Below are 17,539 nucleotides of genomic sequence, written 5' to 3'. Positions count from 1 at the left end.
TCATTGAAATGAATGTACAAGTCGATAAATGGAGCGTGCGACTCGCGCAGGCTTCTCTTGAAAAGGATGGTGACAGAAAGGGTTTCGCAATGCTGACGCACGAGATGTACGAACAGAGAATAGCTGCACGGACCCAGCGCTCAGCGCTGGATTACTTCACCACTTCAGCTCTGTTGGGACGCCCTGATCCGCTGGCCAGTGATAGCCCTGACGATGTTTCATTCGACTTGACCTACAAGATGGTAGACCGCCTCGTGATCGCGGCCGTCGAAACCGGCGCTCGGTTCGAGCGTGACAGCTTGCAGTCCGATCCATTGGCTTGGCTCTATAGCTCGCAGCCTCCGTTCGGCGGGGCGCGACCGCTGGAAGCGTGCCTGACCGCGCCAGGGTTGATGAGATGCATCATGTTTCATGCCCTGGACTTGGAGCTTGGAACGCCCAGTGATCTGGTCGACCAAATCCTCCGTAGCGACGGTTACATGTCGGGGGAGGCGACGACCGGAGGGCTCTGGAATACCGGCAGGGACCGGGAGAGTGCCGGCCATGGTCGGACGCTGTACACCGCGACGATCGTCGATGTGCGGGTGGATCAGATCCACCATGTCTACCATGCGATGATGGCCTGCGATCTCGCCGAGGCGAGAGGATTGCTCAGACTTCGTTATGGAAGACAGTTGGCGGACCAGGCTGAGGTCCGCAGAGGGTACGACGCGAGCAACCCGCTGGCGGTCTCTATGGTGTCGGACGCGATGGGGGCGATCTTGGCGATGGTAGCCAGCAATCCTCAAAGTGCGTTGGCTGAAGGGCTGGACCTGCAGCTCGAATCTAGGTTCGCGCCGTAGAGAGGCGCGCAGGTCATGATGATCGTCACGATCACAATCTGGCCAGGTGGCGACGAAACAACGGCCTTCGATATCGCTCAGATGAAGATCGAGAACGAGAGTAGGCTGGCCGACGTCAGCGATTACACCGCTCGGATCGTCCAGTGCGAAAACCGCCGACTAGGGGTGCAGGGGATAGATACCCGGGTGCAAATATCGTCACATCCTCGCCGGGATGGGCCTTGGACGTTGCTCAAGAGGATACTCGATCGGGTCGATTTGCCGTCCTGAATGGGACGTTCCTAACTCCTCGCTGACGGCGAAAACCGCCTACTTCGCTAGAACCTCTAAAACCGAAACGGCCGAAATTGGCCATTCTCGCCGCTCAGAGGATCACGAAAATGAAGTAAAGGAGCAGTCTTACTGACAACCGAAACGTGATTGGCGACCCCGGCAGGATTCGAACCTGCGACCATCCGCTTAGAAGGCGGATGCTCTATCCAACTGAGCTACGGGGCCGTGCGCGGGAGCGATAGCGGGGCTTGGGCCGCGGCGCAATCTTTCGCAGCCGTTGCAATCGCCGGTCGGCGGGATATGCACCGAAGGATGAGCGACGTGGGTATACGGAAAATCGACGCGACCGTGCTGGGGGCACGGCCGCTGCGCTATTATGATTTCTTCATGGCGGCCTTCGTCGCCATATTGCTGCTGTCCAACCTGATCGGCGCGGCCAAGCTGTCGTCGCTGGGCGGTGTGACCTTCGGTGCGGGTATCCTCTTCTTTCCGCTCGGCTATGTGATCGGCGATGTGCTGACCGAGGTCTATGGCTATGCGCGGGCGCGACGCTGCGTCTGGGCGGGCTTTGCCGCGATGCTGTTCATGGCGCTGATGAGCTGGGTGGTAGTAGCCTTGCCGCCGGCCGAGGGCTGGCCCGACCAGAAAGCCTATGAGGCGGTGTTCGGCAGCACCTGGCGGATCGTCTTTGCCTCGCTCGTGGCCTTCTGGGCGGGGGAACTGGCCAACAGCTTCGTGTTGGCCAAGATGAAGATCATCACCCAGGGTCGGCATCTGTGGATGCGCACCATCGGATCGACCGTGGTGGGGCAGGGGGTGGACAGCCTGCTCTTCTACCCGCTTGCTTTCTATGGCGACTGGAGCACGGCGCAGGTGCTGACCGTGATGGTCACCAACTGGGCGATGAAGGTCGGCTGGGAAGCGGTGCTGACGCCGGTCACCTATGTGGTGGTGAACGGCCTCAAGCTGCGCGAAGGGCTCGACGTCTATGACGCAGGCACGAATTTCACTCCGTTTCGCACCAGACTCTGAAGCGCTGGCGGCAGTAAATTATGTAATCTAAAGAGAGTCTTTACCTAGTTTGGCGCAGGACGAGCGGAACAAGCCAGGAAAGAATCGTCGCTGATCGTGCCTATTGCCTCCGTCCAGTCCATCGACCCTGATCGCGATCCCGTGATGACGCCGGATGCAGTCAGCCGGATCGACCGCCTGACCCATGTCGCACGGGCGTTGAGCCAGGAAGCGCAGGCGATCCAGGCCAATCTGGCCAATGCCGAGCGCCGTTTCCAGGCGACTTTCCAGCATGCTCCCGTCGGCATCGCCCATGTCGCGCTGGACGGCACCTTCCTGACCGTCAATCCCCGCTTCGAGGAGATTACCGGCTATCCCGCCGCGATGCTGATGCGGCTGGGCTTCCAGCAGATCACCCATCCCGATGATCTGGATGCCGATGTCGCGCTGCTTGGCCGGCTGCATCGGGGCGAGTTGCAGCGTTATACGCTGGAGAAGCGCTATATCCGCGCGGATGCGTCGCTGATCTGGATCAACCTGACCGTGGCGCTGGTCCGCGACGAACGGGATCAGCCCGAATTCTATGTCGCGGTGGTGGAGGATCTGTCGGAGATGCGGCAGGCGCATTTCGATGCGGTCCATGATCCGCTGACCGGCCTGCTCAACCGCCGCGGCTTCGTGGTGCGGGCGCGGGCCTTGTTGCGGCAGGCGGCCGAGACGCATCGCGCCGTCAGCCTGATCTACCTCGACCTCGACGGGTTCAAGCAGCTCAATGACAGCCGCGGGCACAGTGCTGGCGACCGCTGTCTGGTCGATGTGGCGCGGCTGATCGAGGATATGGTCGCCACCCGCCATGTCGTGGCGCGGATGGGCGGCGACGAGTTCGTGCTGCTGGTCGACGAGGAAGGCGCCGAGCTGGGCGAGGCGCTGCGCATCGGGCTGATGACGCTGGGCGGCGCGCATGGCGGTGTCAGCGGCAGCTTTGGCCTTGTCACCCTGATCCCCGACGATGACATCGAACTGGACAGCATCGTGGCGCGTGCGGACGAGGCGATGCTGGCGGCCAAGCGCGCCGGCAAGAATCAGCTGGTGACCACCGCGCTGCTATAATCGGCGCGCACGAAATAGAGGCCGTCGGGCGGCGCGTTGAGCCCCAGCCGCGCGCGATCGCGCGCCTCCAGCGCATTGCGCAGATCCTCCGCGCTCCAGCGGCCCATGCCGACCATGGCGAGACAGCCGACCATCGAGCGGACCTGATGATGGAGGAAGGAGCGCGCCTCCGCCCGAATGGCGATGCGATCGCCCTGTCGCTCCACATCGAGCATCGCCAGCGATTTCAGCGGGCTGGCCGCCTGGCAGTGGGCCGAGCGGAAGGTGGTGAAATCATGCTGGCCGACGAGAATCTGCGCCGCGTCGTGCATCGCATCGGCGTCGAGCGGCTGGATCACGCGCCAGGCGAGGCCTGATTCCAGGGTCAGCGGCGCACGGCGGTTGGCGATGCGATAGATATAGGCGCGGCCGAGGCAGGAGAAGCGGGCATGCCAGTCGGGAGCGACTTCCTCGCAGGCGAGGATCGCGACCGGATGGGGCCGCAGCTTCGCATTGATTGCCTCCATCAGGCGGAACGGCGCCAGCGGCTTTTCGACATCGGCATGTGCGCGCATGGCAAGGCCATGGACGCCGGCATCGGTGCGGCCGGCGGCGTGCAGGATCGCGCGCTCGCCGGTGACGGCATGGATTGCATCCTCGATCGCCTGCTGGACGCTGGGGCCATGGGCCTGACGCTGCCAGCCCATGAACGGACGGCCGTCAAATTCGACGGTGAAGGCGAAACGGGCCATCGGGTCAGGCGTCGACCCGGCTGCCGGTGGGCATGTCGAAGCCGCGCAGCAATTCGCCCGCCGACATCGCCGCCTTGCCCGCGCGCTGGATCAGGGTCGGGCGGATCGCGCCATGGCCGCAGCCGATGAGCAGGCTGTGGTCGAGCAGCTCGCCCGCCGGCCCGGCATGATCCTCGACCGTGGCGGCGAGGATGCGGAAGCGTTCGCCGCCATATTCGAAAAAGGCGCCGGGGAAGGGATTGAAGGCGCGGACCTGGCGTTCGACCTGATGCGCGTCGCGGCTGAAATCGATCCGCGCCTCCGCCTTGTCGATCTTGGCGGCATAGGTGACGCCCTCTTCGGGCTGGACCACTGGCGGATGGCCGGCAAGATCGTCCAGCACATCGACCATCAGATCTGCGCCGGCCTGCGCCAGTTCGGCCGTCAGTTCGCCCGCCGTCTTGTCCTCCACCGGGGTAACATGCTTGGCGCGCATCGCGCCGGTATCGAGCCCGGCCTCCATGTCCATGATGGTGACGCCGGTGACATTGTCGCCGGAGAGGATCGCGCGCTGCACCGGCGCGGCACCGCGCCAGCGGGGCAGCAGCGAGCCGTGGATGTTGAGGCAGCCATGACGCGGCATCGCCAGGATCGCGCGCGGCAGGATCAGGCCATAGGCGGCGACCACCGCGACATCGGCATCGAACGCGGCGAATTCCACCTGCACCGCCTCATCCTTCAGCGAAACGGGTGCGCGCACCTCGATGCCCAGTTGCTCGGCACGGGCCTGCACCGGGGAGGGGCGCAGTGCCTTGCCACGGCCGGCCGGACGGGGCGGCTGGCTGTAGACGGCGACGATGTCATGCCCGGCCTTCACCAGCGCATCGAGCGCTGGAACGGCGAAATCGGGGGTACCCATATAGATGATACGCATAGTTTTTCCGCTTCCCGCACCAGCCCGCTCCCCCACCCGGCCACCCTCAAGATACTGCCGTCGGGTGGCCGGGTGGGGGAGCGGGCTGGCACCGCATTTGAAATCTGCCAGAGGCCTATTTCCAAGATCGCTCTCAAACCTCTTGTCGGGACGACTTGCAAGCCCTTATCTCGGTTCCATGGCATCCCCAGAAATCGAGACGCTGACCCAGGCGCTGTCGCGACTGCCCGGCCTTGGCCCCCGTTCGGCGCGCCGTGCGGTGCTGCATCTGCTCAAGAAGCGCGAGGGCGCGCTGGAGCCGCTGCTGCGCGCGCTGGCGGCGGTCAACGAGCGGCTCGTCACCTGCCAGGTCTGCGGCAATGTCGATACGGTCGATCCCTGCTGCATCTGCGCCGATCCGCGCCGCGATGCGCGCGGCCTGTGCGTGGTGGAAGATGTCGCGGATCTGTGGGCGCTGGACAAGTCGCGCCTCTTCCCCGGCCGCTTCCATGTGCTGGGCGGGCGGCTTTCTGCGCTGGAAGGGGTGCGGCCGGAGGATCTGAGCATCGACGCGCTGGTCGCGCGGGTCGAGGCGGGCGGCATCGACGAGGTGGTGCTGGCGATGAACGCCACGCTGGAGGGGCAGACCACCGCCCATTATCTGGCCGAGCGGCTGGAGCGCTTCCCGATCCGCCTGACCCAGTTGGCCCATGGCGTACCGGTGGGCGGCGAACTCGACTATCTGGACGAGGGCACGCTGGCCCAGGCGCTGCGCGCGCGGCGACCGCTGGGATAGGCGAAAGGCGCGGCGCAGGCGGCGTTCGCGACGCGACAGTGCGAAGTTCACAGTGTTATCGAGCCTGTTTTGGCCATCTTCATCGGTAACGCGCCGGCGAAGCGACAGGCGTGCGCCAGTTGGGTCACACTGACGCGACACTATAGGCATGCCGGCGCTACGATGACGCGACGGCGAGGCGACAATGAAGCGACAATTGAGCGACAGGCACGCCACCGTTGCCGCCCCGTCATGCGCCGGACGGGCGATTCATCGTGCGACCGGGATATCCTTGCATGCCGGGCGGAGAAGGGGGGAGGGCGGCGCTGGTTCATCGGAAGGAGAGATCAGAATCGACGCAAATAGGACAGCCGATATCCAATGCACTGGGGCGCGGCGTTCAGCCGGCCGGCTTGGCCGCTACGATGAGGGGCGTCGCTGGCGCGGCAGACTGGCCCACAAGCAGGTGATCGGGAGTCGGGGTGGATGTGCGGCCGTCATAGCGCTCGATCGTGTCCCAGACCTCATAGAACGACCGTTGATCGGTATCGGCAAGCTTAGGATTGCGTGGAAAATCAAGACGATACTTCATATCTGGCGCCTTAGATTGCCAATACGGCGGGTCGATGACATTCAGTCATGGCGCGGGCTTTGTGCGATGAAGCGAGTGTTTGGTTGCGGAGGATTGCGGAGTGATGATCGTACGGCGATGGCTTGCGTGGGTGGATTACGGACCACCTGTTTGACAGCGTCATCCCCGCAGCGGCGGGGATTGATTTCCCCAGCTTAGTGCTGGACGTAGGGGCAGGAGATGGGTTCCCGCGTTCGCGGGAATGACAAAAAGGGGGTGGTTGCAGAATGGTGGCTTTCAGCCGTTTAAGCGCTACATCCGCCCTTAGTCTTACGACAAACACGGGCCTGCATACGCCATTGCCGCAATAAACGAACAGCAGAGCGTTCACGCCGATGTCGGAACAGCTAAGCTGGCAACCAGCGCTTTCCGTCAGCGGTCCGAACGACAATATGGACAAACAAAACAAGCTGAACGGTTAGAAAGTCAGCACTGCTACCGGACTTCACCATGCGCCAGAAACGACCTGGTCACAGCCGGTAAAGTCACGAAACAAAAGCTGAATGCCGCATGACAAGGCAAATATATCGTGGACTTGAGCATTGTGAGCGGGTTTGGTCGATTGTCGCCCATCAACATTCTTAATTTTTTGTCCGCAATTGAAGCGAACTACAAGAGCGATGACCGCCAATGGTCGGTCCGACCATTGGCGGTCATTTCGAAGCACCGTCGTGGCCGTCCGCTCGCCGGCCTGCAGGCCAGCAGGTGGTGCAGCGCCGCCAGCAGCTTAGGCCCGGCATCGCGACTGCCGGTTTCAGCCCCGGTTCGGGATGCAAACCCGCCAATATCTCGGGCGACACCCCTTCGGGCGCGGCGCGGCTGTGGCACATCAGACATCGGGTGCGATAGGCTGCGCGGGTCAGGCCGGAATGATCCTCCTGCGCATGCGGCGTGATCGGCATGGCGAGCAGTACGCTCGCCATGCCGATGACAATGGCCATGCCCCGCGCGAATATCGCGCAGGGCATGACCATCTTGTTCGGCGACCTGTTTAGAATTTTTGGCCGAACCGGATGCCGAAGAATTGCGGCTTGATCGTGAAGGTGCGCGACGAACCCGAGCAGAAGTCGATCGAGCAGAATGTGTTCTTGGTCAGTTGCCCACGCTTGTCGAAGGCGTTCTGCAGGAACAGGGTGACGCTCCAATTATCCTTCTTGATCCCGCCCGAGAAATCGAAGCTGACAAAGCCCTTGGTATTGCCCAGCAGTTCGTTGCTCTCGACGTTGAGATCCTGCGTCGCGCCGGTCTGATAGAGCGCCGCGCCCTGGAGATAGGCTGCATAGTCGCCCAGGTCGGTATCGTAGCGGATAGAGGTCGTGCCTTTGAAGCGCGGCTGGCGCGGCAGGCGGGTGCCGTTGGCGGCGGCAACTTCAGGTGTGGGCGGCGACGATCCAGGAACAAATTTGTCCAAGGTACAACTGCTCAGCTGTGAGATGGACTCGGTTTGGGTATTGAGCGCGAAGTTGCAGAAATCGCCCTTCAGCTTGGCATCGTTGAACGCGCCGGAGGTGGAGATCGTCACCTTGCCCAACCGCAGGTCGGCATCATATTCGATGCCCTTGACCTCGGCCTTGCCGGCATTGCCGGTCATGCCCGCGCCCTGTGCGCCCGACACGACCACGCCATATTGGATATTGTTCCACTTCTCATAATAGACGGCGGCGTTGAAGCGGAAGATATTGTTCCAGGTGGTCTTCACGCCGACCTCGAAATTGGTCAGCGTTTCCGACTTGAACGGCGCGACATTGACGATCTTGCCCAGGCTGCGGATGCGCAGCGGCCGGTTGAACCCGCCGGGGCGGAAACCGGTCGAATAGTTGAAATAGACCATCTTGTCGGGCTGGAACTGCCAGTCGAGCGCGACCTTGTGGGTTTCGCCATCCTCCTTGTAACGGCCGGTGCCGTCCGCCGCATTGGGGTTGGTGTTGACGCAGGTCAGCCGCTCGTCATCGGGCAGCGGCGTGGTGCAGCCCACGCCCGCGGCCGAACCGGCTACGCCGGCAAAGCCCTTCACCTTATAATCGGTCCAGAAATAGCGGATGCCGCCGGTCAGCTTCAGCGTCGGCGTGATGTTGTAATGGCCTTCGGCGAACAGCGCCTTGTCATGATAGAGCTGGTCCTGCTCGACATAATAGAAGGCGTCACCCTTCACCGCCTGGGTGCCGAGCAGCATGGTGCCGAGCGGATTGCCGTTCGCATTGATTACGGTGTCGGTGAAGTAAGGCACATTATCATCGGCCGTATCGGGTATGCCATCCTGATCATAACCGATTTCATACATGGCCGGCACGCCGATCAGGCCTCCGGCCACGTCGCCACCGCCCGTCTGGGTATAGCCGGTGATCGTGTCGAGCCCGCGAATCGCATAGCTGGTGTTCAGCTCATTCTTCTGCCGCTGGTAGAAGCCGCCGACGGTCACGTCGAACGGCCAGTCCTTGGGCGTCGAGATCCGCAATTCCTGGGTGAATTTGTTGCGGTGCGTGTCGGCATGATAATATTGGGTCGGATTGATCATCTGGCACTGCTGGCTGGCGCCAGAGCCGGTGCAATTATCGAAGAATTGCAGATAGCTTTCATAGCCCGGCCCGAAGCCGTCATAGGTGACCGTGTAATAGGTATAGTCGTTTAGCGTGCGGGTGCGGCGCTTGAAATAGCCGGTGGCCGAGACGATGTCCCAGTCGCCGATATGGCCGTGGATCGACAGCGCGGCCTGATACCAGCGATCGTCATTCTTGGTCTGGTCATAGTCATGGACTTCCAGGTCGCCGACCCGCGGATCATAGCCGAAATAGCCGCGCGCCACCTGCTTCTGGGCCGTGATCTCGGGCGTGATGTCCCAGCCCTCGGTCGGCTGCCACAGCAGCTGGAAGCGGCCGCCAAATTCGCGGATGGTGTTGTAATCATCCTTGGCGATGTCGCTATTGTCGAGCGTGTAGGATGTGTTGGGGTTGTTGTCGCCCAGGCTCAGGGTCGACGAACTGCCATCGTTGAACGTGCCATTGTTGGGCGTATTGTCGATATAGCCGCCGTCGCGGCGATAATAGCCCATGGCGCGCACCGCCAGCGTCGGCGCCAGCGGCACGTTGATGTAGGATTCCAGCTGGCCGCCGAAATCGCCCTTGCCATATTTATTGGCTTCCACGTCATAGCCGAACTCGAACTTGTCGAGCTTGGGCTTGTTGGTGATCAGGCGAATGGTGCCGGCCAGCGAGCCCGCGCCATAGAGCGTGCCCTGCGGCCCGGACAGCGCCTCGACGCGCTCCAGGTCATAGGCATGGATGTCGGGCACCTCGGTGCCGGTGATCGGCATGTCATCGAGATAATAGCCGACCGAGGCATAGGCGCCGCCGGCGGGCACGATGCCGCGGAAGAAGGCGGTGTTGCGGCCGGGGCCAATGCCCTCGAACGAAACTGACGGCAGCAGGGCGGCGAAATCGCTCAGGCCCTTCACCTGTCGTTCCTGCAATTTCTCCGCGCCCAGCGCCTGCATCGAAATCGGCACCTTCTGGATGCTCTGCGCGCTGCGTGTCGCGGTGACGACGATCTCGCCCAGCCCCTGCTCGGCGTCGGCGGCGGCCGCATCGGCTGCGGCCGCATCGGCTGCGGCCGCATCGGCTGCGGCCGCCTGTGGCGGGGCGACCTGCGCCAGTGCCGGCGCGGACAGGATCATCGGTGTGAGGAACGTGCTCGTGCCAAGCGCGCAGAACGTGCGCACTCTTCGCGAGCGGAGACGAATGGCCATACGGATACCCCCTGATACGCGTTGCGACTCGTCCTCTCCCGCGAATTCGCCCGGTGATCCGGGTCTCCTTCCCTGTTCACGCGTTGCATGACCTCGCGCTCCGACGGCCGACAGGGCGAAAGACACCCGCCCGAAAGAGAGACTCTTTCGGGATCGCCGCCAGACGCTGGCCACGCTTTTTATGTGTTCCATAATCCCCGGACAGTTCGCTTTTGCAGCAATCATAACAACTGTCCTAAATTCAATACTGCCACTCGGACACGCGCTGTCAAGCGGCTGTTCGGCGACTTTTTGAAACTTTTACGACAAGCTGACTCGACGACCGCCTGCAGCCGACATAACAATTTGAGCAGTCGCACAAATATGAGGGGCTATGGGGAACGCGTCCGCCGTACCGGCAACCGACAGCATCCAGACGGCGCTGGCACAGGCCGCCGATCTTCTCGATGCCCGCCCCGATGTGGCATTGGCGCAGGCCGAGGCGATCCTGCGCCGGGCCGGCCGCCTGCCCCCCGCCGAACTGCTGATCGGCCAGGCGCTGCGCCGCCTCGGCAAGCCCAAGGCCGCACTGGCCCGACTCGGCCCCCTCGCCCGCCAGCATCCGACCGTCCCGGCGATATTGTGGGAACTGGCCCATGCCGCGCAGGCAGCCGGCGACCAGCGCCAGGCCATCGCAACCCTCGAAAGCCTGACCCGCCAGCAACCCGGCGTACCCGGCGGCTGGTTCATGCTCGCCGGACTGCTTCGCGCGACCGGGCGTGACAGCGATGCCTGGCGCGCCGACCTGTCGGGCGTCCACGCCGCCTCGCGCGATCGCGACCTGCTGGAAGCGGCAATGGCGATGAACGAAGGGCGGCTGGACGACGCGGCTGCGCTGCTGGCGGCGCGGGCCGATCGCCTGCCCGACGATCCCGCCGGCATCCGCCTGATGGGTGAGGTGCAATGGCGGCGCGGCGACATGAATGCCGCCCTCGCTCATGTCGAGCGCGCCGTCACGCTGGCGCCCGGCTTCGACCTGGCACGCGATTTCCTCATCCGCCTGCTGCTGCAGAATAACCGCCTGAGCGAGGCGCTGACCCATGCCGAAACCCTCGCCCGCTCGCCGATCCATAATCCGGGCTATGACCTCATCCGCGCATCGGTGCTGGTGCGACTGGGCGATCAGGACGCGGCGCGCGCCATCTATGAGCGGCTGCTGGCCGACCGTCCCGACCAGCCGCAGGTCTGGCAGAATCTGGGCCATGCGCTCAAGACGCTGGGTCGACAGGCGGACGCCGTCCATGCCTATCGCCAGGCGGTCCATCATCGTCCGACCATGGGCGAAGCCTGGTGGAGCCTTGCCAACCTCAAGACCGTGAAGCTGGACGCCGCCGACATCGGCACGATGGAGCGCGCGCTCGAAACGCTGGCGCGCGATGGCCAGACCGACGGCGAGGATGTCTTCCACCTCCATTTCTCGCTCGGCAAGGCGCAGGAGGATCGCAAGGCGAACGAAGCGGCCTTCCGCCATTATGACGCCGGCAATCGGCTGCGCCGCGCGATGATCCGCCATGATGCCGGTGAATTTTCCGCCGAAGTTGCGGCCACCGCCACGACCTTCAGCGCGCCCTTCATCGCCGCCATGGGCGATGGCGGCTGCCCGGCGCCCGACCCGATCTTCATCGTCGGCCTGCCGCGCGCCGGATCGACGCTGGTCGAACAGATATTGGCCAGCCACAGCCAGATCGAAGGCACGATGGAACTGCCCGAGATGATGATGATCGCCAGCCGCCTGCAATCGCGGGTGGATGAAGGCGAATTTGCCGATTTCGCGACCATGGTGGCGTCGCTCGGCCCGGACGACCGCCGGCGCTTGGGCGAGGAATATATCGAACAGACCCGCGTCCACCGCCAGAGCGGCAAGCCGCGCTTCATCGACAAGATGCCCAACAACTGGCAGCATGTCGGCCTCATCAAGCTGATCCTGCCCCATGCCAGCATCATCGACGCGCGCCGCCATCCGATGGGCTGCTGCTTTTCCGGCTGGAAACAGCATTTCGCGCGCGGCCAGGCCTTCACCTATGACCTGACCGACATCGGCCGCTATTATCGCGACTATGTCGCGCTGATGGCCGCCTATGACGCGGCCGCGCCGGGCCGGGTCCATCGCGTCATCTATGAACAGATGGTCGCCGACACGCCCGGCGAGGTCGACCGGCTGCTCGCCTATCTCGGCCTCGATTTCGAGGCGGCCTGCCTGTCCTTCTGGCAGACCGATCGGGCGGTGCGCACCGCCAGTTCCGAACAGGTGCGCCAGCCCATCTATACCGGCGGCGTCGATCATTGGCAGCGCTTCGAACCCTGGCTGGCCCCGCTGGCCGACGCGCTGGGGCCGATTGTGCAGAGCTATCCGGACCTGCCGCCGGGTTGATCCGCAAGCCGACGGGGCAGAGCGCATGAGGCGCAGCATGCCGGGGCGAGCCCTGCATCACGGTTCGGAATATGGCAGGTCATTCCGCCTCGGCACGGGGAGTTCATTGGAGACACGCATCTCCATCGAACAGGCGTGAAGTGCTGACGGAGGGCTACGTGCCTTCTGACGTTGCGCTATCGGACGGGTGCCCCTCCACCATTTGCAATGCAAATGTCGAACCGAGGCACATGGCTCGCTTCGACCCTCCCCGTACTGGGAGGAATGGCTTGTTTCCTCTATGGCAGACTCTATCGCCCCGAAGACGGAAACATCTGCCTGAGCGAGGCTGGCGCATGGCATTTGCGGATCGCGGTTTCGACATGGCGGGCGCGTTCGGCGGTCAGCGAGGCGGCGGACAAGGCGAAGCGTCGTTCATGGGCAACTTCCTCGGCGGTGAAGGGGGTGCTGCCCTGCGGCACGCTGCCGCCGCCCAGGCCGAAGACGACGAAGTTCATCATGTCGGCCAGTTGCTGATTATCCCTGATCCGGCTGAGCGCGACATTGGGCAGGCGGATGAGATAGGCGCGGGTCTGCGGCGTGCAGAGGAACCAGCCGACGCGGCCGCGCAGTTCGGGCAGAGCCGCAGGCGCGGCGCTGCCCTGGACCCCGTGGCAGCCGCCGCAATTTTCGACATAGTCGGACCGGGCAAGATCGGGATCGGTGATGGCGCTGGGCAACAGGCCCATCGGCGGCAGGGCGGCGCGGCCGATGCCGACTGCGCCGAGCAGCACCAGCGATCCGATCAGCAACGCGTGCCGCATCCCCTGCTTGCCTTAGCTGGCCGCGCCGACCAGCACGGCGGTCGAACAATGATATTCCATGCTGCTGGTGCCGAAGCACCAGATCACGTCATTGTTGAGCTGAGGCATGTAGAGCTGGGTTTCGCGGTCGGTATTGTCGCAGCCGCACTGGCCGCAGGCGGGCTTGCCGCAACAGTCGCGATAGGCGATCAGATAGGCCTTGCCATCATCCGGATTGATGCAGGTGCCGACCCAGGAGACGGGCGAGGGCTCCGAACCCGCCGGGCAGCTGTGGATGCCGCCGCCGCAACAGGTGCAGAGTGCGCCGTCGATCGCGCAATAGCGCCAATAGTCGCACTTGGTCTCGTCCTTGCTCTGCGCGGTGCGGGCAAAGGCGGTCTTGGCCTCGGGCGAACGGTCGGGCTTGGCCGCTTCGGCGCGGCTGACCGGCAGCAGCGGGAAGGCGGGCGCAGCGACCAGGGCAGCCCCCAGGCGCGAGAGCATCGAGCGGCGCGATGTCCCCCCGGCGAGGCGCCGCAGCAGCTTTTCCCCCATGGCGTCGGCGTCGAACTTCTTCATGTCACGGACCCCCTTTAACTTGCGATCAGGCCGCCTGCGCCTTGAGCGAACCGATATAATCCTGCACCGTGGCGATCCCCATTTCATGGGCGACGACAAGGCTTTCGAGATGCTCGCGGCTGTTGACCAGTCCCTTGGACAGGATGGTGCCCTCGGCATCGAGCAGCACGGCGAAGGGCAGCTTGGCGACGCCATAGGCCTGGCCCGCCTCCGGCCCGTTGACGAAGGCATGGCCCTCCAGCCCATGCTGGGCGATCATCGCGCGCTGGGCAGAGATATCATCGTCGCCGACGAAGGTCAGCGCGACCCGCTCGTCCCGCGCGAAGGACTTGGCCATCGGGATGATATTCTTGCACAGCGGGCATTGGGCGGAGACGAACATCAGTAGGCGCAGCGCCGTGCCATGGGCATGGCCGCCGATCATGACGGGTGCGCCGTCGATGGTGCGGGCGTCGATCTTGACGATGGCGTCGCCTACCGCCGGGCCGCCGCTGGTGGCGAGCGCGCCGGCGGGCGCGACCCGGATGTGCAGCACGCCGACCTGCCGCGCGACCGCCAGCAGGGCGATGCCGAGCGCGAAGATGGCGACCCAGGACAGGATCTGCGCGATGATGAGCGAGGTCAGCATAGGTCTATCTCCGGTAGGCGGCAGCGGGCGTGGCGATCAGCGCCAGGATGGCGCCAAGCAGGTGGAAGGCGAGGAACAGGGCGATGCCGCCAGCGGCCGCAGTGGCGATGTCCAGCACGGACAGCGGCGGGGTGGGCAGCAGGCGCGGCGCGACCAGCGCGACCAGCAGCAGGTTGCGGATCACCAGCGGCCAGCCGATCGGATGGCGTAATTGTGAACGTCCGCAGCCGCAGTCGATATGGCTGCGCCCGCGCGCAATGTTGATCGCCATCGCGCCGGCAAAGAGGCTAAGCAGCAGCATGGCGAGCAGCACCGGCACCGGAGCAAGGCCGGCGATCAGCGTGGCGCCGATGGCAAGCTCCGCCAGCGGCAGCAGGATGGCGGCGGGGGCTACCAGCGCCGGCGGTAGCAGCCGGTAATTGGCGATCACGCCGGGCAGCAGGATGCGGTGGCGCAGCTTCGACAGGCCCGCCTGCAACAGGATGAGGCCGATCCCGATGGCAGCCGCCAGTGCGGCGATCGCCAGGCCCTGCGCCATGATCAGGACGGGTCCGCGACCGTGATGGTGCTGCCGCCGGCCTTCTCGATCTTGTGCTTTTCTTCCCAGGTGGCGAGGTCGATGACGAGGGCAGTGCCCTTTTCGCCGTCCATGATGAGCAGCGGCTTGTCCGATTGGGTGACCTCGATATTGTTCATCGGCTCTTCCAGCGGGCGGCGCTTCACCACCTTCTGCGTGGCGAGATCGACCTCCCACACTTCCGTGCCGGACGCCTTGTGCGACCAATATTCGCCCATGTGCATCAGCACGAACAGATGGCCGGTCGCGCGGTGCAGCGCCATCGGTTGGCGCCCGCCCGGATACCAGTTCAGTTCCAGCGGCTTGGTTTCGCCCGGCCGGATGCCGGCGGCGGCCTGGATCGAGAAGGGAGCGGAGATGGTCGGCGCCGGGCCGAGCTTCGCGGTCCAGATCTGGCCGGTGTAGCTCAGCAACGTCGTTTCCTTCTTCTTCCGGTCATAGGTGAAATTGTCGAAGATCGGATCGTCGGTGGCCGAGAAGAAGGGCGCGCTATGGGTGATGTCGGCTTTGCTGCCGGTCAGCTTCACGGTCGCGAGCGATCCGTCGGCGCACAGCGCGGAAAAGCCGACGCCCGGATTGGGCATCATGCTGGCGCAGCCGGGCAGTTCGACATTGGCGACGAACTTGCGCTTCACCAGGTCGACGATGTTCACCGAGGAGGCGGGGCTGAGATTATAGACGAACCCGGTCTTGCCATCGTCGCTGATGATGAAGTTGTTCTTGCGCGATCCGATCAGGATGCGATCGGGAATGGTGATTTCGGTGATCAGCTTCAATTCGCGCGTGTCATAGACCGACACCATGTCCTGCCGCGTGCCGCGATCGCCCTTCGACCAGATGGTTTCGGCGACATAATAATATTTGCCGGCCGGATCGATCGCCATGTCGGCGAGGCGCCGGGTTTCGACCATGCCCACCATCTTGCCGCTGTCGCCGTCGAAGATGCTGGTGCCCGGCATATCCCATCCGCCGTCGACGAAGAACCAGTTGGGCTTGGGCGGTTCCATCGTTACGACATCGGACGTTTCTGGTTCCAGCGCGGCCGTGGTGTCGGCGGGCGCGGCCTGGACGGTGACGGCTGCGCACAGGGCAAAGCCCATGGCGGCGGTGGCGAAAAATCCCCTGACGGCGGCGCTCGACATCTGGCGTGATCCCCCTTGATCGGTGCGGCGGCGCTGGACTCATCTGGTCCGCGTTTCGCCGCTGGAACGAAGGCTGGACAAGTGTCAAGGATTGGTCAAGGGGTGGAAGCGCTCCCTGCAAAATATTTTTGCGCCGCAGCAAAATTACGCCCAGAGTCAGGCCCCGCGTCAGGCAATAATCTCGTTCACGCCCTCGATCCGGGGCAGGCGTAGCTTGTCCGGTGCGGTTGCCACCAGCAGCGCGAAACAGCCGCCGGTGAGGGCGACCAGCGCGCCGTCGACCAGCCCCTGTTGCCCGAGGGCGTCGGACAGCAGCGATCCTGCCACCGGCCCGGCGATCATGCCCAGGCTGTGCACGCAGGCGACGAAGCGGCGGAACAGCGGACTGCCGCCGCCCGCTGCCGTGGCAAGGCCGGAAAAGCGGATGATCGTGGCGGTCGACCCGATATTGAGCAGGCCAATCGCCAGGATGAACAGGGTCGGTGCGCCGGGGCGGGTGAGGGCGAGCGGGGCGAGCAGGCAGAAGGCGGACAGCAGGCCGGTCAGCGGCAGCGGAATGATCGTCTGTTCGCGCATCAAGGCGATCGCGGTCAGCGCGCCGATCACCGATCCGATCGCGACCGCCTCGCCGATCACGCTGTCGTCGATGCCGGCGGCCAGCGCCAGCGCGCCGGAAAAGCTCCAGATCATCATGGTGGCGGCGATGAAGCAGAACAGGGCAACGGCCAGCGCCCAGGCGCGCGGCGGGGTGGGAGCACGCTCATTGGCCTCGCTGGTCAGCGTTTGCGCCGGATCGGCGGCCGGCATCAGCAGGCTGAGTAGCAGGACGCCGATCGGCGCCAGCGCCAGCAGGCGGAGCGCAGCGGCCGGCCCGGCGCTGTCGCTGATCGCCGGCAGTGCCAGCGCGACCAAGGTGGACAGCAGCAGCTGGACCAGGAAGACGGCAGCATAGGCGCCGGTCGGGCGCTGCGAGGCGGCGGCGCTCATCGCATGGGTATAGGCGACGCCCATGCCGACGCCGAACAGGCCGCGCGCGACGATGAGCGTTGCCAGCTCGTCGAGCGCCGGCGTTATCAGGCTGGCGGCCAGGGCGATCAGCGCGGCGAGGGCCGGCGCGCCGGCGGGCAGATGGGCGCCGCCGCGCCAGACCAGGATCGCGCCGATCGCCATGCCGCCCTGGGTCGCGCCGACGATCCAGCCATGGTCGGACGGATCAAGCCCGGTGGCTGCGGTCAGCAGGGTCAGGAAAACAGGATCGATGCCAGGTTGCAGCAGCGCGAGCGCGGCGGCGGCGATGCAGGCGATGGTCCGGTTCGGTGCCCATCCGGGCAATATACGGCTTTGCGTCATGATGGCCCCCACAGCATGAACGGGCGCCGGTGGCGCCCCTGCCGTTCAGACCATCTCTCCCCCT

General features: G+C 64.5%; 17 protein-coding genes and 1 tRNA gene. 6 read left to right on the top strand and 12 right to left on the bottom strand.

What is annotated here, in order from left to right; genetic code table 11:
* The first annotated feature begins 8 nt into the window (after positions 1 to 8).
* A complete protein-coding gene (locus GGQ90_RS17505) occupies positions 9 to 842 on the top strand; it encodes a hypothetical protein (protein ID WP_228167293.1) in 834 nt (277 codons plus the stop codon).
* Positions 843 to 857: 15 nt separating this feature from the next.
* Complete coding sequence (locus tag GGQ90_RS17500; RefSeq protein WP_188083262.1) at positions 858 to 1,112, top strand: hypothetical protein; 255 nt, start codon at positions 858 to 860, stop codon at positions 1,110 to 1,112.
* Between the two features lie 151 nt (positions 1,113 to 1,263).
* Here the strand turns inward: GGQ90_RS17500 and GGQ90_RS17495 are convergent.
* Positions 1,264 to 1,340: transfer RNA gene (locus GGQ90_RS17495), tRNA-Arg, on the bottom strand.
* Positions 1,341 to 1,436: 96 nt separating this feature from the next.
* Here GGQ90_RS17495 and GGQ90_RS17490 point away from each other — a divergent pair.
* Both GGQ90_RS17490 and GGQ90_RS17485 read left to right on the top strand, forming a co-directional pair.
* On the top strand, positions 1,437 to 2,147 hold the full coding sequence (locus GGQ90_RS17490; RefSeq protein ID WP_188083261.1) for a queuosine precursor transporter: 711 nt from the start codon (positions 1,437 to 1,439) through the stop codon (positions 2,145 to 2,147).
* Positions 2,148 to 2,291: 144 nt separating this feature from the next.
* Entirely contained in the window at positions 2,292 to 3,236 is a 945-nt protein-coding gene (locus tag GGQ90_RS17485; RefSeq protein ID WP_188083283.1) for a GGDEF domain-containing protein, read from the top strand.
* On the opposite strand, the gene truA is transcribed toward GGQ90_RS17485, so the two are convergent.
* A complete protein-coding gene (truA, locus tag GGQ90_RS17480) occupies positions 3,209 to 3,967 on the bottom strand; it encodes a tRNA pseudouridine(38-40) synthase TruA (protein ID WP_188083260.1) in 759 nt (252 codons plus the stop codon). The two genes, GGQ90_RS17485 and truA, sit on opposite strands and share 28 nt — an antisense overlap.
* Positions 3,968 to 3,971: 4 nt before the next feature.
* A complete protein-coding gene (gene fmt, locus GGQ90_RS17475; protein WP_188083259.1) occupies positions 3,972 to 4,880 on the bottom strand; it encodes a methionyl-tRNA formyltransferase in 909 nt (302 codons plus the stop codon).
* Between the two features lie 178 nt (positions 4,881 to 5,058).
* Between fmt and recR the strand changes: the two genes are divergently transcribed.
* On the top strand, positions 5,059 to 5,655 hold the full coding sequence (gene recR / locus GGQ90_RS17470) for a recombination mediator RecR (protein WP_188083258.1): 597 nt from the start codon (positions 5,059 to 5,061) through the stop codon (positions 5,653 to 5,655).
* A 379-nt stretch (positions 5,656 to 6,034) separates the two neighbouring features.
* On the opposite strand, the gene GGQ90_RS17465 is transcribed toward recR, so the two are convergent.
* From GGQ90_RS17465 to GGQ90_RS17455, 3 genes are all read right to left on the bottom strand, one after another.
* Positions 6,035 to 6,226, bottom strand: a complete 192-nt coding sequence (locus GGQ90_RS17465) for a hypothetical protein (protein ID WP_188083257.1) — start codon at positions 6,224 to 6,226, stop codon at positions 6,035 to 6,037.
* A gap of 692 nt (positions 6,227 to 6,918) precedes the next feature.
* Positions 6,919 to 7,206: a hypothetical protein gene (locus GGQ90_RS17460; RefSeq protein ID WP_246428287.1), complete on the bottom strand. Its 288-nt coding sequence runs from the start codon at positions 7,204 to 7,206 to the stop codon at positions 6,919 to 6,921.
* Positions 7,207 to 7,256: 50 nt separating this feature from the next.
* Positions 7,257 to 9,935: a TonB-dependent receptor gene (locus GGQ90_RS17455; RefSeq protein ID WP_188083282.1), complete on the bottom strand. Its 2,679-nt coding sequence runs from the start codon at positions 9,933 to 9,935 to the stop codon at positions 7,257 to 7,259.
* A 445-nt stretch (positions 9,936 to 10,380) separates the two neighbouring features.
* On the opposite strand from GGQ90_RS17455, the gene GGQ90_RS17450 reads away from it, so the two are divergent.
* Positions 10,381 to 12,417: a tetratricopeptide repeat-containing sulfotransferase family protein gene (locus GGQ90_RS17450; RefSeq protein WP_188083255.1), complete on the top strand. Its 2,037-nt coding sequence runs from the start codon at positions 10,381 to 10,383 to the stop codon at positions 12,415 to 12,417.
* A gap of 290 nt (positions 12,418 to 12,707) precedes the next feature.
* Here GGQ90_RS17450 and GGQ90_RS17445 read toward each other — a convergent pair whose 3' ends face one another.
* The 6 genes from GGQ90_RS17445 to GGQ90_RS17420 all read right to left on the bottom strand — a co-directional run bounded on the left by GGQ90_RS17445 (position 12,708) and on the right by GGQ90_RS17420 (position 17,475).
* A complete protein-coding gene (locus GGQ90_RS17445; protein WP_188083254.1) occupies positions 12,708 to 13,220 on the bottom strand; it encodes a c-type cytochrome in 513 nt (170 codons plus the stop codon).
* A gap of 12 nt (positions 13,221 to 13,232) precedes the next feature.
* The gene (locus GGQ90_RS17440) at positions 13,233 to 13,778 is read right to left on the bottom strand and encodes a methylamine dehydrogenase light chain (protein WP_004208334.1); all 546 of its coding nucleotides are present in this window, start codon (positions 13,776 to 13,778) and stop codon (positions 13,233 to 13,235) included.
* A gap of 25 nt (positions 13,779 to 13,803) precedes the next feature.
* Entirely contained in the window at positions 13,804 to 14,406 is a 603-nt protein-coding gene (locus GGQ90_RS17435; protein ID WP_188083253.1) for a thioredoxin domain-containing protein, read from the bottom strand.
* 4 nt (positions 14,407 to 14,410) lie between these two features.
* Positions 14,411 to 14,944 carry a MauE/DoxX family redox-associated membrane protein gene (locus tag GGQ90_RS17430; RefSeq protein ID WP_188083252.1) on the bottom strand — a complete coding sequence of 178 codons (534 nt, stop codon included), beginning with the start codon at positions 14,942 to 14,944 and terminating at the stop codon, positions 14,411 to 14,413.
* A 2-nt stretch (positions 14,945 to 14,946) separates the two neighbouring features.
* Complete coding sequence (locus tag GGQ90_RS17425) at positions 14,947 to 16,125, bottom strand: amine dehydrogenase large subunit (protein ID WP_188083251.1); 1,179 nt, start codon at positions 16,123 to 16,125, stop codon at positions 14,947 to 14,949.
* Between the two features lie 168 nt (positions 16,126 to 16,293).
* Entirely contained in the window at positions 16,294 to 17,475 is a 1,182-nt protein-coding gene (locus GGQ90_RS17420) for an MFS transporter (protein WP_188083250.1), read from the bottom strand.
* Positions 17,476 to 17,539 lie beyond the last annotated feature (64 nt).

This window comes from Sphingobium scionense (assembly GCF_014197035.1).
Classification (GTDB): domain Bacteria; phylum Pseudomonadota; class Alphaproteobacteria; order Sphingomonadales; family Sphingomonadaceae; genus Sphingobium; species Sphingobium scionense.
The sequence above is the reverse complement of the archived record's forward strand: the minus strand, read 5'-3'. Positions and strand labels throughout refer to the sequence as shown.